A 14,375-nucleotide genomic window follows, 5' to 3' on the forward strand; every position below is an offset into this window, starting at 1 on the left:
CGCCTGGGGCACGGGCTGCGCGGTGCAAGGATTTTGCAAAATTCTTGGCCCCCGCGGCGCTCATCCGCGTCCGATATAGGGCATTTTCGTCGCCATCAGCGTCATGAACTGGACATTGGCCTCAAGCGGCAGCGCCGCCATCTGCCACACCGCGTCCACCACCAGATCGGTCTCGATCATCGGCACCGGCGGCTCCCCGCGCGCCCGGCCCGCCGCGTCGATCCCCTCCAGCAGCTCCGTGCGCGCATTGCCGATATCGATCTGCCCACAGGCAATGCCCAGCGCGCGCCCATCCAGCGACAGCTGCTTGGTCAGCCCGGTGATCGCGTGTTTCGTGGCGGTATAGCAAACCGCCCCCTCCCGCGGCACATGGGCCGAGATCGACCCGTTATTGATGATCCGCCCCCCCGCCGGGTCCTGCCGCCGCATCTGCCCGAAGGCCGCCCGTGCAGCGAGGAACATCCCCGTCAGGTTCACCGCCACCGCCCGGTCCCAATCGGCCAGCGGCACCTCGTCGATCATCGCGGCGGGCACGAAGATGCCTGCGTTGTTGAACAGCACATCGAGCCGCCCGACCGCCGCCTCGAAGCTGGCAAAACCCGCCGCCACCGCCTCCGGATCGGCCACATCCGCGACCAGGACATGCCCGTTCGCGCGGCCTGCCCGCACCTCCTCCAGCGCCGCCGCCCGCCGCGCCAGAAGCCCGACCTCCCAGCCCTCGGCCAGGAACCTGTCGGCCACGGCGGCCCCGATGCCGCCGCTCGCCCCGGTGATCAGGATCGTCCCGCTCATGGCTCCACCTCCTCCTGCTCCAACACCAGCGGCGCAGGCGCCGCCTTCAGATCCGCCGTGCCAAGGGGGGCGTCCGGCCGCGCCAGCCGTGCCCGCGTCACCCAGATCAGCCGCTCCTGCGCCCGGGTGATCGCCACGTAGGCCAGCCGCTTCCACAACGGTTGCCCCGCCTCCACCCGCCCGGCCCAGGCCGCCGCCGACAGGTCCGGCGCGAAGACCTGCACCGTGTCCCACTGGCTGCCCTGCGCCTTGTGGATCGTCACCGCCGCCCCGTGCAGAAACGTCGCCCCCATCCGCGCAGCATAGGGGATGAACGGCTCCTCCTCGTCGGGCATCTCGATCTTCACGATCGAGGCGGCGCTGACCTCGGGCGCCTCGGCGCCCACCACATGCAGCTTGGAAAACCCGGGCTTGCGACCGGGCCCGAGATAGATCACCTGCGCCCCCTTGATCAGCCCCCGCGCCTCCAGGTCGATCCGCTTCTTGCGATGCTTCAGCGGCAACTCGATCCCGTCACAGATCAGCGGCTCGCCCTCCAGCAGCGCATCCGGCGGCGCACCGTAAGCCGCCCGGAACGCATGGATCATCCGGATCCGCGTCGCGTTGCGCCAGACCAGCGCCGGAGACCGCGCCATCAGCGCCGCCTCCACCCGGCCCTGCACCACCACCCGGTCGTCGCGGGACGCAGCCTCTTCGACCATCCGCTCGAACCGGTTGAAATCCACCTCCGGGTCGGCCAGCGCATGGGCGAGATCGAGGATCGGGTTGTCCTTGGCCTGCCGGTGCACCCGGCTCAGGGTCAGCTGCCGCTCCGCGGGCAGGGTCTCGAACACCATCTGGCCCGACTGGCCCACGGGGGCGAGCTGTGCGGGGTCGCCGAACAGGCACAGCGTGGGGAAGATCTCGCGCAGATCGTCGAGCTGGCGCGCGTCGAGCATCGAGGATTCGTCCACGAATCCAATGTCCAACGGGTCCTCGCGCCGCTTCCAGCCGGTGATGAAATCCGACCCCCGCAGCCCCGCCGCCGCCAGCGCCCCGGGCACCGATTTCTGCGCCTCGAAAAATGCCTTGGCCCGGTCCAGCGCGGCCTCCGACAGCCCCTCGACCACCGGCCGGTCGCCGCTGCCCGCGAGCCATTCGGCGATCTTTTCGTATTCCGGATCGTAGACCGGGGTGTAGAGGATCCGGTGAATGGTCGTCGCCGGCACCCCCCGCATCCGCAGCACCCAGGCGGCCTTGTTGGTCGGCGCCAGGATCGCCAGGGTGCGCCGGTCCTTGCGCCGCCGCCCCTCCCAGTCGCCCGAGACGATCTCGACCCCGGCCCGGATCAGATCCTCCGCCAGCCGCGCCAGGAGCAGCGTCTTGCCGGACCCCGCCTTGCCCAGAACCGCCAGCACCGAGGACGCCGCCCCCTCCCGCGGGGGCATCAGCGTCTCGTCGGCCAGGTCCACCCCGGCGGCGGCCAGAGCGTCGGCCACGCGGTCATAGGCATCTGCCTGATCGTCGGAGAACTGGATGGCGGGGAGGGTCATGGCGAAACGCTAAACCACCCGTTCCCTCCCCGCCAGCGCGAATGCCCCCTCAGGCCGCCAAGCTGGGGCCAAACGCGCGTTCGTACCAATGGGCGGAGACCTCGCGGCTGATCCCGGACCGGGCCGAGAGCCGCTCGCGCAGATCCGCATCCATCGACCACAGACCGACGGCGACGGCACTGCGGCCCTCGCCCTCCTGCCCGAGGATTTCCGGAATCCAGCCCAGGCGCCGGTAGACCAGCGTCATCCGGGCGTCGAACACGCCGACCGAGTGCGACAGACCCGAGGACAGGCCGAACTCGGCGCCCGCCAGCATCAGCGCGCCCGCGACCCGGCCATCGGCCTTGGGCGAGAGGCAAAACCGCGTGCATTCCCAGATGAAGGGCGACTGGATCGCGACCCCGTCGGTCAGGTGCAGGAAATGATCGTTGATCATGGTCGGCCCGGTGGTGGGCAGGATCCGCATGGATCCGCCATGGGTGCCATCGGGCAACTCGTAGATCACGTAGATCGGGTTTTCCGCGTCATACGCGTCGCGCTCGAACCCGTCGGCATCGACGGTGACATCCCATTGCAGGCGCGTCTTGAACTGCTCCGCCCGGTCGCGGAACATGCTGTCGCGGAGACGGGGATAGGTATCGAGCTGGTCGGCATAGACGAAACGGATCATGGGGGCGGCCCTCTTGTTGCGAAAACGAGAGGAAGAAACGCCCGGACCCGGTTAAGGATTTCCTAGCGGTCGCAAGCAAAAAAATCTTGCACATAGGGGTGTTTAGACGACGATCAGCCCCCTGACCATCGCCCGTGCCACCGCGTGGGTGGTGTTCGCGGCCCCCAGTTTGAACCGCGCACTTTCAATGTAAACCCTTAGAGTATGCTCGGAAATCTTCAGCTTCTCGGCCACCTGTCCCCGGCTCAAACCGTTGGCCAGGTGGGTGAGGGCATCTGATTCCCTGGGCGACAGGGGCTTGGCCGTCGGATTTATGTCTTCTTCGAGCTCCAGCGCGCGCTGATTGATGAAATGCGCCGCCAGGATGAAGGTTTTGAGGTACTCCTTCTGGTATGATTCCCACGCCGCATCCGTGGCGCGATTGTTGACCGAGAACACCGCGAACTGCCCGTTCGGGCCCCGCACCGGCACCGACAGCCCCTGGTTGCCGACCCCGGTTTCGAGCGCCTCGCCCATGAACTCCCGTGCCGCCTTGGGAGACCAGTCGAGCTGCTTCCAGTCCACGGGATGAAACCGCTGGTAGGTGCCCTTGATGACCGGATCGACCCGGGCATAGTCCATTTCGATGTAGCGTTTGACCCAGGGCGCGTCATAGGTCATCGCGCCGTATTTGTTCCCCGATGCATCCAGACAGTGATAGGCGAAATTCTCGACCTCCAGGCTTTCTCGCAACCCGAAGAGACGCGCCTGGACGTCATCCAGCGACTTTGCTTCCTGCAAATCTTCCAGAAACGATTCCAACCCTTGGTGCATTTGTCTCCACAGCCTTCGGGTGCACCTCGTCCGTTTGCGCAATCTCCGTCGCGGCAACCAGAATCGTATCATCCAGTTGTTCGGCCAGAGCGGTAAGGCCGTTTTGCGTAGCAAAGCTGCGAAGGTCTGCGAGGACGTCCACGATCCAATCTTGTGCCATCAGTGTTTCTTTCCAAAGGTTAACGAAACATTAACACAACTATAGCACGAGGGATTTAGTGGAAGTATTCGCGAAATATACCTCCCCAAAAATGGCGAGGGGCCGATCCGGCAACCCTTTGAGTTCGGGTGGTCCAGGGGTGTGGGCCATGAAAGAAGGCTCGCAGCACCTTCCGTGCCACGAGCCTTTCATTGATTCGTTAAGATTTTATTAGGCGGTTTTACTCGCCTCAAGCGTGTCCTCGAAGGTCCGCAGCCCCGTCCGCGGCGCCTGGACGAGCACGCTCATGTTGCCCGGCTTGTGCTCGTTGCGCATCATCTTCATATGCGCCTGGGGCAGCTCCTCCCAGGGGAAGACCTCGGACATGCACGGATCGAGCCGCCGCTCCAGCATCAGCTTGTTGGCCGCCGAAGCCTGCTTGAGATGGGCGAAATGGCTGCCCTGCAGCCGCTTCTGGTGGCTCCACATGTGCCGGACGTCGAAGGTACAGTTATACCCGGACGTGCCGGCACAGATCACCACCATGCCGCCGCGCTTGACCACGAAGGTCGAGACCGGGAAGGTCGCCTCTCCGGGGTGCTCGAACACCATGTCGACATTGTTGCCCTTGCCGGTGATCTCCCAGATCGCCTTGCCGAACTTGCGCACCTCGGTGAACCAGTCCTTGTAGGCCTCGGTCCCCACCTCGGGCAGACGGCCCCAGCAGTTGAAATCCTTGCGGTTGATGACGCCCTTGGCGCCCAGCTCCATCACGAACTGGCGCTTGTCCTCGTCCGAGATCACGCCGATCGCATTGGCGCCCGCGGTGTTGATCAGCTGGATCGCGAAGGATCCGATCCCCCCCGACGCGCCCCAGACCAGCACGTTCTGGCCGGGCTTGAGGTCATGGGGCTCATGCCCGAACAGCATCCGGTAGGCCGTGGCCAGGGTCAGGGTGTAGCACGCGCTCTCTTCCCAGGTCAGGTGCCTGGGCCGCGGCATCAGCTGCTGCGACTGCACCCGGGTGAACTGCCCGAACGAGCCGTCCGGCGTCTCGTAGCCCCAGATACGCTGGCTCGGCGACAGCATCGGGTCGCCGCCATTGCACTCCTCGTCGTCGCCATCGTCCTGGTTGCAGTGGATCACCACCTCGTCGCCCACCTTCCAGCGGGTGACCTTGTCGCCCACGGCCCAGACGATCCCGGCGGCATCCGAGCCGATGATCGCATAGGGTGCCTTGTGGCCGAGAAAGACCGATTGCGGCGTACCGAGGCAGGCCCAGACGCCGTTGTAATTGACCCCCGCCGCCATCACCAGCACCAGCACCTCGTGGCTGTCGGGGACGGGCGTGTCGACCACCTCCTGCTGGAGCGCCGTGACCGGCTCGCCATGGCGCTCCTGCCGCAGCACCCAGGCATGCATCTGCTTGGGCACATGCCCCAGGGGGGGCATCTCGGCCATGTCATACAGGTCTTTGATCGGTGCGTCGTAGGACACGAGGGCCTGGTCGGTATCGAGTGCCATGGGGGCCTCCAGGAAACAGAGTTGGTATTCCGCAGCGCAGAATCGCAATGCTGCGGCGCTTTTGAGGGGAATATGGGGCGCGCAGCAACAATGCAAACGAAAAACGGATCGTTTGTGTAATTTTATGTCGCGATCACGTATTTTTCTGGCGTCTCGGGGGCTTCGGGCGGCGGTGTCTGTCGCCCCGGCAGGGTGTTGGCATAATAGCGCAGCATCGGACCGGCCTCGGCGGCCACGGTGATCCGTCCGTTCTCCCGGGTGACCAGCCCCCGGCGCAGCAGCACCCGCAGGCCATCCTCCAGCGTGAAATCCGCCGGCGCGCTCGCATCGGTCAGGGGCACCGGCGTTGCCCCCGTCATCCGGTCGCGGAACGCCGCATCGAGGGCGGCCTCCTCCACCTCCGGCGGCCCGGCCAGCAGCAGGTCCGCCACCAGCGGCACCGGCAGGATCGGCACGCTGGCCCCGACCCGCGCCATCAACTCGCGGCCCAGGTCCTCCACCCGACCGCCCGCCAGCATCGCCGCCCGCAGCGAGACCGGCGCCCCGAAGGACACCGCCGCATGGCCGAAGCGTTGCCGCCCGGCCAGGATCGGCCAGACCTCCGGCAGCACCGCCCCGATCACCCGCCGCCAGGACAGCTTGAACCGGCCCTTGGGCGGCGCAGCCACCAGGGCCGCGTCCTCGAACACCCGGTCGTAGTTCAGCCCCACGGGCACGAAGACCACGTCGCGCGCCTTCTCTGGATCGAACCCGTCCCACAGGTAACTCAGCAGCCCCAGCTTCGGCGCCCCCAGCCGCCCGTCCCGCGACAGCCCGCCCTCGGGGAAGATCGCCTGGGTCACCCCGTTGTCCCGCGCCATCTGCACGTACCGGGCCAGCACGCTGCGATAGAGCGGGGTGATCTTGCGCCGCCGGATGAAATACGCCCCCGAGGCCCGCACCAGCCAGCGCAGCGGCCAGATCCGCGCCCATTCGCCCACCGCATAGGACAGGGTCGTGTTGTCCGCCACCAGCCAGGTGACCAGCACGTAATCCATGTTGGAGCGATGGTTCATCACGAACACCACCGTCGCCTCGGGCGGAATGCCCGCGACCGACATCTCCACCCGCTCGATCCGCACCCGGTAGAGCGCCTGGGTCAGCCAATGACCGATCCGGATCGCGAAGCCGAAATAGGTCGCCGTCGAGAACCCCGGCACGATCTCCCGCGCGTAGCGGCGCGCCTTCTCGAAGGCCACGTCCTCGCGCACGCCCTCGGCCTTGGCATGGGCCACCACCGCCTCCATCACCTGCGGGTCATAGAGCAGCCGGTTGATGTTGTCGGCCCGCCGCATCAGCTTGAAGGGCTCGATGGGCCGCGCCAGCCGCGTGTTGAGCTGCGCCACCGCGCGCTCGAACCGCCGCCGGAAGAACCAGCGCACGGACGGAAACAGGAAATGCGACGCAAAGGTCACCGCCGCGAAGGCGATCAGCAACGCGAACTGCCAGAACGGGATGTCGATGGTCTGCGTCATTACAAGAGCTTGTATCACAAAGCCCGAACCGGGGAACTCGCCCGATGTCACAGGCCCCCTGATTTTCCACCCTGCCCGCCACCACCGCAGTCCGGCACCCGCGGCCGGCGCGCGATGTTTGGGTTCGGCTCCGCGCCGAAGATGCAGTATGCTGTCGCGCAGAACGCGCTCTCTCCGCAGCGCAGCGAATTGACAAAGACATAAAGTTCCAGATAAATGCGCCGAAACGCAAGATCGTTGCCGCCGGTGATTCACGAGGATGCCCATGACCGAGACCAAGAAAGACCGCCCCTGGCTGTTTCGCACCTATGCCGGGCACTCCACGGCGGAGGCCTCCAACGCGCTCTATCGCGGCAACCTCGCCAAGGGGCAGACCGGGCTGTCGGTGGCCTTCGACCTGCCGACCCAGACCGGCTATGACAGCGACCATGTCCTGAGCCGGGGCGAGGTCGGCAAGGTCGGCGTGCCGGTGGCGCATCTGGGCGACATGCGGGCGCTCTTCAAGGACATCCCCCTCGACCAGATGAACACCTCGATGACGATCAACGCGACCGCGCCCTGGCTGCTGTCGCTCTACATCGCCGTGGCCGAGGAACAGGGCGCGGACGTGACGAAACTGCAAGGCACGGTGCAGAACGACATCATCAAGGAATACCTCTCCCGCGGCACCTATATCTGCCCGCCCAAACCGTCCCTGCGGATGATCACCGACGTGGCCGCCTATACCCGCGAACACCTGCCCAAATGGAACCCGATGAACGTCTGCTCCTACCACCTGCAAGAGGCAGGGGCGACCCCGGAGCAGGAGCTGGCCTTCGCGCTGGCCACCGCCACCGCCGTGCTCGACGATCTCAAGGGCAAGGTCCCGGCCGAACATTTCCCGGCCATGGTGGGCCGGATCTCGTTCTTCGTGAACGCGGGCATCCGCTTTGTCACCGAGATGTGCAAGATGCGCGCCTTCGTCACCCTGTGGGACGAGATCTGCCGCGACCGCTACGGCGTCGAGGACCCGAAATTCCGCCGCTTCCGCTACGGGGTGCAGGTGAACTCCCTGGGCCTGACCGAGCAGCAGCCGGAAAACAACGTCTACCGCATCCTGATCGAGATGCTGGCCGTGACCCTGTCGAAAAACGCCCGTGCCCGCGCGGTGCAGCTGCCCGCCTGGAACGAGGCCCTTGGCCTGCCCCGCCCCTGGGACCAGCAATGGTCGCTCAGGATGCAGCAGATCATGGCGCTGGAAACCGACCTTCTGGAGTTCGACGACCTCTTCGACGGCAACCCGGCGGTGGACCGCAAGGTGGCCGAGCTGATGGAAGGCGCGCGCGCCGAACTGGCCACCATCGACGGGATGGGCGGGGCCGTGGCCGCGATCGAATACATGAAATCCCGGCTGGTGGAGGCGAACTCCGACCGGCTCGGCCGGATCGAGGGGGGCGAGACCGTGGTGGTCGGCGTCAACAAGTACCAGCAGGGCGAGCCCTCGCCGCTGATGGATGCCGATGGCGGGATCATGGTGGTGGACCCCGCGGTGGAGGCCGACCAGATCGCCCGGCTCCAGGCCTGGCGCGCCGCCCGCGACGAGGACGCGGCGCAAAAGGCGCTGGCCGATCTGCGCGAGGCCGCGCTTTCGGGGGCCAATGTCATGCCCGCCTCCATCGCGGCAGCCAAGGCCGGGGTGACCACGGGCGAATGGGGGCTGGAGATCCGCAAATCCTTCGGCGAGTACCGCGCGCCCACGGGCGTGTCCGCGAACCCGTCGAACCGCACCGAGGGGCTGGACGAGATCCGCGACGCGGTCTCGGCGGTGTCGGCCAAGCTGGGCCGCAAGCTCAAGTTCCTGGTGGGCAAGCCCGGGCTCGACGGCCATTCCAACGGCGCCGAGCAGATCGCCGCCCGCGCCCGCGATTGCGGCATGGACATCACCTATGAGGGCATCCGCCTGACGCCCGAGGAAATCGTGCGCGCCGCGCGGGAACAGGACGCCCATGTGGTCGGCCTGTCGATCCTGTCGGGCTCCCACATCCCCCTGATCGAGGAACTGATGGGCCGGATGCGCGAGGCCGATCTGACCCATATCCCGGTGATCGTGGGCGGGATCATCCCCGAGGACGACGCCGAGCGGCTGCGCGCCATGGGCGTGGCGAAGGTCTACACGCCGAAGGATTTCGAGCTGAACCGGATCATGTTCGACATCGTCGGCCTGGTGGACGACACCCCGATCGCGGCGGAATAGGCCACCCGCCGGACAAGGCGTTTCGAAACGCCTTGGACAAGCGCCTTGCAAGGCGCTTGGGACGCGATTTGCAAATCGCGTGACCAAGCCCGTTCGAACGGGCTTGCCCGCGGCTCAGTGGGACAGGATGCCCAACAGATCCTCGTAGCTGTAGCTTTCCGCCACGGTGATGTCGGTCTCGGGCGCGAAATCCGCATCCATCGGGAGGCACCCGACCCCGCAGATCTGGCGCGCCATCCGCTCCGAGCCGTCGATATACCACAGCCGCCCGCCCGGCGTGGCCACATAACCGTCGATCCCGTCCGCGGCGTCCGACACAATGTCGATGTCGCTCGGGATCTCCGACCAGGCCCCCGGGTCGTAGCCCCCATGGGTGTGGTAGGACGCCACCGGATCGAACCGCCGCGGCCAGGGCGGCAGGCAGCTGTCCGCCGTCCCGCGCCGCGCCCGGCTCGCCACCAGCTCCCCCTCCGCAGTGTAGCCGATATAGCCGCAATACTCGCGGTCCCACCGGAAGGACCTGGCCTGCAACTCGGCCAAAACACCCTTGACGAAGGCCAACTCCGCCGCGGGCGCCGCACCGCTCTCCGCCACCAGCGGCCCGGCCAGAAAGGCAAGGACCCCGGCCAAACGCCATCTGGGCAACATCCGCGGCCTCCTTATACTGGCGCCAACCCTACCGCGCCGTGCGCGCCCCGCAAAGGACCTCTGCCCCATGCTCAAACCCCTCTTCGCCCTGCTTCTCCTCGCCCTGCCCGCCGCGGCCCAACCGGTCGAGGACCTGCCTGCCCCCCTGCAAGCGGCAATCGACACAGCGCGCACCGATTGCGCCAATTTCGAGAGCGGCACCCTGGAGGTGACCTGGGGGGCCACCACCCGCACCGACCTCACCGGCGATGGGCAGCCCGACCTGGTGCTCGACCTGGGCAAACTGCAATGCTCGTCGATAGCCAGCCTCTATTGCGGCACCGGCGGCTGCTCGGTGATGTTCGCCGTAGGCGATACCGTGACCGAACGGCTGTCCAAGGGGTGGACCGTGCAGCGTTTCGGTCCCCTGACCGTGGTGCTGAACCAGGTCCATGGCAGCGCATGCGGCGGCACCAACCTCACCCCCTGTGTCGAGGCGCTGGTCTGGGACACCGATGCGCGCCGCTTCACCAGCCTCGCGGATCCCGGCAATCCTTAACGCTTCGTGACCCGGGCGCGCGGAGGTGCCCGACACCTGCCCGACAGAAGTCCGACACGGGGCCGACGCCGATCCGACGGGGTCGGGCGGGTCTTTTCGCCGGGGCCGCGCGCGGTATAATCGGTGCGAACGAAAGGGACCAGACCATGACCATCCATATCGGCGCCGCCCCCGGCGACATCGCGGAAACCGTGCTGATGCCGGGCGACCCCCTGCGCGCGAAATGGGCCGCGGAGACGTTCCTGGACGACCCGGTCTGCGTCAACGAGGTGCGCGGCATGCTCGGCTTCACCGGCACCTGGTGCGGGCACCGGGTGACGATCCACGGCTCCGGCATGGGCATGCCCAGCCTGTCGATCTACGCCAACGAGCTGATTACAGAGTACGGCGCGCAGACCCTGATCCGCATCGGATCCACCGGCGCGATGCAGAACCACGTGGCCCTGCGCGACGTGATCCTGGCGATGACCTGTTCGTCGATTTCGACCCCGTCCTCGGGCATCTTCTGCGAGCTGAACTTCGCCCCCTGCGCCGATTGGGGCCTGCTCAAGGCCGCCGAGGCCGCGGCGGGGGCGAAGGGGACGAAAACCCATGTGGGCGGGATCTATTCCTCGGACGTGTTCTACGACGAACGCCCTGATCTGACGGAACAAATGATCCGCCACGGGGTGCTGGGCGTCGAGATGGAGGCAGCCGAGCTCTACACCCTCGCCGCCCGCCACGGCCGCCGGGCGCTGGCGGTGCTGACGGTCTCGGACCACCTGCTGACCCACGACGCGCTACCGTCGGCGGAGCGGCAATCGAGCTTCGGCGACATGGTGGAGATCGCGCTGGAGGCGGCCTTCGCATGATCCGCGCGGCTCTTATCGCGGCGCTGCTGGCGCTCACCCCGCCGGCGGCCGCGCAACAGGGCTGGGGCGATCTCGACGGGCTGCTGCGCGCGCAACTGCTGCCGCCCCAGGCCTCGTTGGTCGGGGCGTTCTGGCTGCCGGACCATGCCGACCCGGGCCAGGCGCGCCGGGCCCTCGGCATCGCGTTTTTCGAGGTGGCGAATGGCGGAAATTCCACCAATATCGCAACGGGTTACTTCCTGGGGACCGGCACTGGATGGGCCTTTGCCAATCCCGTCTCCGGCCTCTTCGGGCAAGGCCCGCGCGACGTTGTGTATTACGAAGACCGGGTCGAGCTGACCACTACCATGCCCAACCCCGGCGATCCCCGCTGCTGCCCCACCGGCGAGGCGCGCTGGTCGGTGAACATCGCCACCGGCGCCGCCACGCGCCTGCGCTAGATATCCTTGCGCAGACAGACCCGGGGCTGCTTGTCATCCCCGGTGATCGCCACCGCCCCGCAAGCGGCACAGCGCCAGTCGGTCTTGCCCCGCCGCCGCCAGCGGCACATCCGCGTGCGCCGCGTCCGCAGCAGGTACATCAGCAGGAACACGATCAGGATCGCGATCGGAAAAAACGCCATCTTTCAGATCCTTGCCTCGCGCAGCGCCAACCCCGGAACGCGAAAACGGGGCCATTGGCCCCGTTTCCCTTACACGCGGATCGGCGCGGCCCTCAGACCTGGCGCTCGACCATCATCTTCTTGATCGCGCCGATCGCCTTGGCGGGGTTCAGACCCTTGGGGCAGGTCTTGGCGCAGTTCATGATCGTGTGGCAGCGATAGAGCTTGAACGGGTCTTCGAGGTCGTCCAGACGCTCCCCCGTCGCCTCGTCGCGGCTGTCGATGATCCAGCGATAGGCATGCAGCAGAGCCGCCGGGCCGAGATAGCGGTCGCCGTTCCACCAGTAGCTCGGGCAGGAAGTGGAGCAGCAGGCGCACATCACGCACTCGTACAAGCCGTCGAGTTTCTTGCGGTCGTCGATGGACTGCCGCCACTCGGTCGCGGGGCGGTTTGTCTTGGTCTCCAGCCAGGGCATGACCGAGGCATGCTGCGCGTAGAAATGGGTCAGGTCCGGGATCAGGTCCTTGACCACGGGCATGTGCGGCAGGGGGTAGATCTTCACGTCGCCCTTGATCTCGTCCATGCCGTAGATGCAGGCCAGCGTGTTGGCGCCGTCGATATTCATCGCGCAGGACCCGCAGATCCCTTCGCGGCAGGAGCGGCGAAAGGTCAGGGTCGGGTCAATCTCGTTCTTGATCTTGATCAGCGCGTCCAGAACCATCGGCCCGCAGGTGTCCATGTCCACCCAGTAGGTGTCCACCCGGGGGTTTTCCCCGTCATCGGGGTTCCAGCGATACACCTGGAACTTGCGCAGGTTGGTCGCGCCCTCGGGCTTGGGCCAGGTCTTGCCCGTGCGGATCTTCGAGTTCTTCGGCAGGGTCAGTTGTACCATGGTCGTTTCCTTCGGTTCACTGGCTGTCGTTACGGTGAGCCATGTTTTCGAGATGGAGGTAAGTCCGCAGAGCGTCGCAGCGGCGTGCCCACATCCGGGGTCTTGTACGCGTACTGCCAAATTTCATCCGCGACATGTCCCGGATTTGACTGCGTAAACTGATAGATCGTGTCTTCGAATTCTTCGACCCCGAGCCATTCGCGCGGTCGCGGCAGACATATGCATGCGAGGTCCTGCTGGAAAGCCCAGAGCGCAAACCGGACATCGACGAACTTCTGCGACGTCTCCATGAAGTCGAAGGGCGGCATGTGTTCCGATTTGAGAACGACGGTCCCTGTACCGAGTTGATCGACGCGGAGGGGCCGCTCAACCACGTTCCAGAACGTGTGGACACGGCGGTATCGCATCACGGTGTCCGGGGCCAGGGGCGGATACTTCCAGAACTTCAGGCGCTTCAGGCCCGGCTTGCGATAGTAAACACCGTGATAACCGTAAACCGCACGGGGCGTCTCGCATGCGGTGGCACGCGCGAGGGTCGTCGCGACATAGTCGTCGGGATAGTGCAGATCATCGTCGATCAACACCACCCACTCTGCGTCTTCGACACTTGGCCAGAACTTGCCGGTATCTTTCAGATCCCGGTCGATCAGAATGGGCACGACATTGTCATAGTCCAGCAGGTTGACCGGAACCGTATCGTATTCGTTCAGGACCACGTTGAGCCGATCGACCTGCGGCGCGATGCTGGCAACGACACGACCGAGCGCGTGAGCCCGCGGAGGATAGGTGGCGAGGTTTGCGACGATCATGCGTCGCTCCGCCGGTAACGAGCGATTTCGGCACTGGTCCCATGCTGAAAATAGCAATGCGGGGCGTCGAAAGGAATGGGCCGTGCACGACCGGAGCCGAAGGGCAGAAAGCACAGAGCGCCCGAGAGCCTGGCGAGCTTGAACCCGATCTTGCGTGTCAGTTTACTCTGGAAAATGCCGATATTGGCCAACCAGGTGAGTGTTGCCGACGTGGCCCACACGAATTTCCACTCCGGCGCCATGTCGCAATCGCGATACTTGAGTTTTGCGAGGTTCCCCAGAAAGCGCGACAAGGCGGCCCCGCGCACAACGAAGAGGGATTGTTGCAGGGGCTGAGGCGTACCGGCACCGGAGCCGAACATGTGATCGGCGGTCATGGCCGCAATGCAGGCCTCGGCCAGACCGTCCCCTTTGAGAAGGCAGCCTTGTTCCACATAGACGAAAAATTCGCAATCGGAGGCGAGAGCATAGTTTCCCGAAACGAGGACGGAGCGGGTCCATCCGCTCCAGCCGCCAACGTGATTTGTCGAGTGTCGCGCATTGAAGGGCAGTTCGATCCAGCGCACCTTGTCGCGGAGTTCGGGGGCGGGCTTCAGGGGGGCGGCCGAGTCGACAACGACGATTTCGGACGCCGCCACCGAAGAGGTGACACTCTCGAGCCAGAGCTCGAAAAACGGCACGGACCGGATCATAGCGTCGCCCAGTTCCTTGCGGTCGGGAAACTCGTCGGAGAACGCGCGTTCGGATGACCACCAGCCGCTCCCGACCACAATCCTCGGCGGCTTTGGGTCCTGCGCGCCCTGATTTGCGCCAGACAT

Annotated in this window: 16 protein-coding genes; 4 read left to right on the forward strand and 12 right to left on the reverse strand. The window is 66.0% G+C overall.

The window, feature by feature from the left end; all coding sequences use genetic code 11:
- Positions 1–60: 60 nt before the first annotated feature.
- The 7 genes from DSHI_RS14460 to DSHI_RS14485 form a co-directional block, all read right to left on the reverse strand.
- Complete coding sequence (locus DSHI_RS14460) at positions 61–792, reverse strand: SDR family oxidoreductase (protein WP_012179510.1); 732 nt, start codon at positions 790–792, stop codon at positions 61–63.
- Positions 789–2,324: an AAA family ATPase gene (locus tag DSHI_RS14465; protein WP_012179511.1), complete on the reverse strand. Its 1,536-nt coding sequence runs from the start codon at positions 2,322–2,324 to the stop codon at positions 789–791. The genes DSHI_RS14460 and DSHI_RS14465 overlap by 4 nt, the downstream gene beginning before the upstream one ends.
- Before the next feature lie 49 nt (positions 2,325–2,373).
- Entirely contained in the window at positions 2,374–2,994 is a 621-nt protein-coding gene (locus tag DSHI_RS14470) for an acyl-homoserine-lactone synthase (RefSeq protein ID WP_012179512.1), read from the reverse strand.
- A 102-nt stretch (positions 2,995–3,096) separates the two neighbouring features.
- On the reverse strand, positions 3,097–3,774 hold the full coding sequence (locus DSHI_RS14475) for a helix-turn-helix transcriptional regulator (protein ID WP_245533016.1): 678 nt from the start codon (positions 3,772–3,774) through the stop codon (positions 3,097–3,099).
- Positions 3,749–3,967: a hypothetical protein gene (locus tag DSHI_RS22385; protein WP_157865342.1), complete on the reverse strand. Its 219-nt coding sequence runs from the start codon at positions 3,965–3,967 to the stop codon at positions 3,749–3,751. Before DSHI_RS22385 ends, DSHI_RS14475 begins: the two co-directional genes overlap by 26 nt.
- Before the next feature lie 210 nt (positions 3,968–4,177).
- Entirely contained in the window at positions 4,178–5,470 is a 1,293-nt protein-coding gene (gene ccrA, locus DSHI_RS14480) for a crotonyl-CoA carboxylase/reductase (RefSeq protein WP_012179514.1), read from the reverse strand.
- Between the two features lie 122 nt (positions 5,471–5,592).
- A complete protein-coding gene (locus DSHI_RS14485) occupies positions 5,593–6,984 on the reverse strand; it encodes a 1-acyl-sn-glycerol-3-phosphate acyltransferase (RefSeq protein WP_050757852.1) in 1,392 nt (463 codons plus the stop codon).
- 259 nt (positions 6,985–7,243) lie between these two features.
- Here DSHI_RS14485 and DSHI_RS14490 point away from each other — a divergent pair, with 259 nt between their 5' ends.
- Entirely contained in the window at positions 7,244–9,217 is a 1,974-nt protein-coding gene (locus DSHI_RS14490; protein ID WP_012179516.1) for a protein meaA, read from the forward strand.
- Between the two features lie 114 nt (positions 9,218–9,331).
- Here the strand turns inward: DSHI_RS14490 and DSHI_RS14495 are convergent, their stop codons facing one another.
- The gene (locus DSHI_RS14495) at positions 9,332–9,865 is read right to left on the reverse strand and encodes a DUF4329 domain-containing protein (RefSeq protein ID WP_044027988.1); all 534 of its coding nucleotides are present in this window, start codon (positions 9,863–9,865) and stop codon (positions 9,332–9,334) included.
- Between the two features lie 67 nt (positions 9,866–9,932).
- Here DSHI_RS14495 and DSHI_RS14500 point away from each other — a divergent pair, with 67 nt between their 5' ends.
- From DSHI_RS14500 to DSHI_RS14510, 3 genes are all read left to right on the forward strand, one after another.
- On the forward strand, positions 9,933–10,403 hold the full coding sequence (locus tag DSHI_RS14500; RefSeq protein ID WP_012179518.1) for a hypothetical protein: 471 nt from the start codon (positions 9,933–9,935) through the stop codon (positions 10,401–10,403).
- Positions 10,404–10,549: 146 nt separating this feature from the next.
- On the forward strand, positions 10,550–11,254 hold the full coding sequence (gene deoD, locus DSHI_RS14505) for a purine-nucleoside phosphorylase (RefSeq protein ID WP_012179519.1): 705 nt from the start codon (positions 10,550–10,552) through the stop codon (positions 11,252–11,254).
- Positions 11,251–11,694 (forward strand): hypothetical protein, encoded by a 444-nt coding sequence (locus DSHI_RS14510; RefSeq protein ID WP_012179520.1) that lies wholly within the window; start codon positions 11,251–11,253, stop codon positions 11,692–11,694. Before deoD ends, DSHI_RS14510 begins: the two co-directional genes overlap by 4 nt.
- On the opposite strand, the gene DSHI_RS14515 is transcribed toward DSHI_RS14510, so the two are convergent.
- The 4 genes from DSHI_RS14515 to DSHI_RS14530 form a co-directional block, all read right to left on the reverse strand.
- Entirely contained in the window at positions 11,691–11,876 is a 186-nt protein-coding gene (locus tag DSHI_RS14515; protein ID WP_012179521.1) for a hypothetical protein, read from the reverse strand. The genes DSHI_RS14510 and DSHI_RS14515 overlap by 4 nt on opposite strands.
- A 92-nt stretch (positions 11,877–11,968) precedes the next feature.
- Positions 11,969–12,748, reverse strand: a complete 780-nt coding sequence (locus DSHI_RS14520) for a succinate dehydrogenase iron-sulfur subunit (RefSeq protein WP_012179522.1) — start codon at positions 12,746–12,748, stop codon at positions 11,969–11,971.
- Between the two features lie 29 nt (positions 12,749–12,777).
- Entirely contained in the window at positions 12,778–13,557 is a 780-nt protein-coding gene (locus DSHI_RS14525) for a hypothetical protein (RefSeq protein ID WP_012179523.1), read from the reverse strand.
- Complete coding sequence (locus tag DSHI_RS14530) at positions 13,554–14,375, reverse strand: hypothetical protein (RefSeq protein WP_012179524.1); 822 nt, start codon at positions 14,373–14,375, stop codon at positions 13,554–13,556. Before DSHI_RS14530 ends, DSHI_RS14525 begins: the two co-directional genes overlap by 4 nt.

The sequence above is a fragment of the Dinoroseobacter shibae DFL 12 = DSM 16493 genome (genome assembly GCF_000018145.1).
GTDB lineage: Bacteria > Pseudomonadota > Alphaproteobacteria > Rhodobacterales > Rhodobacteraceae > Dinoroseobacter > Dinoroseobacter shibae.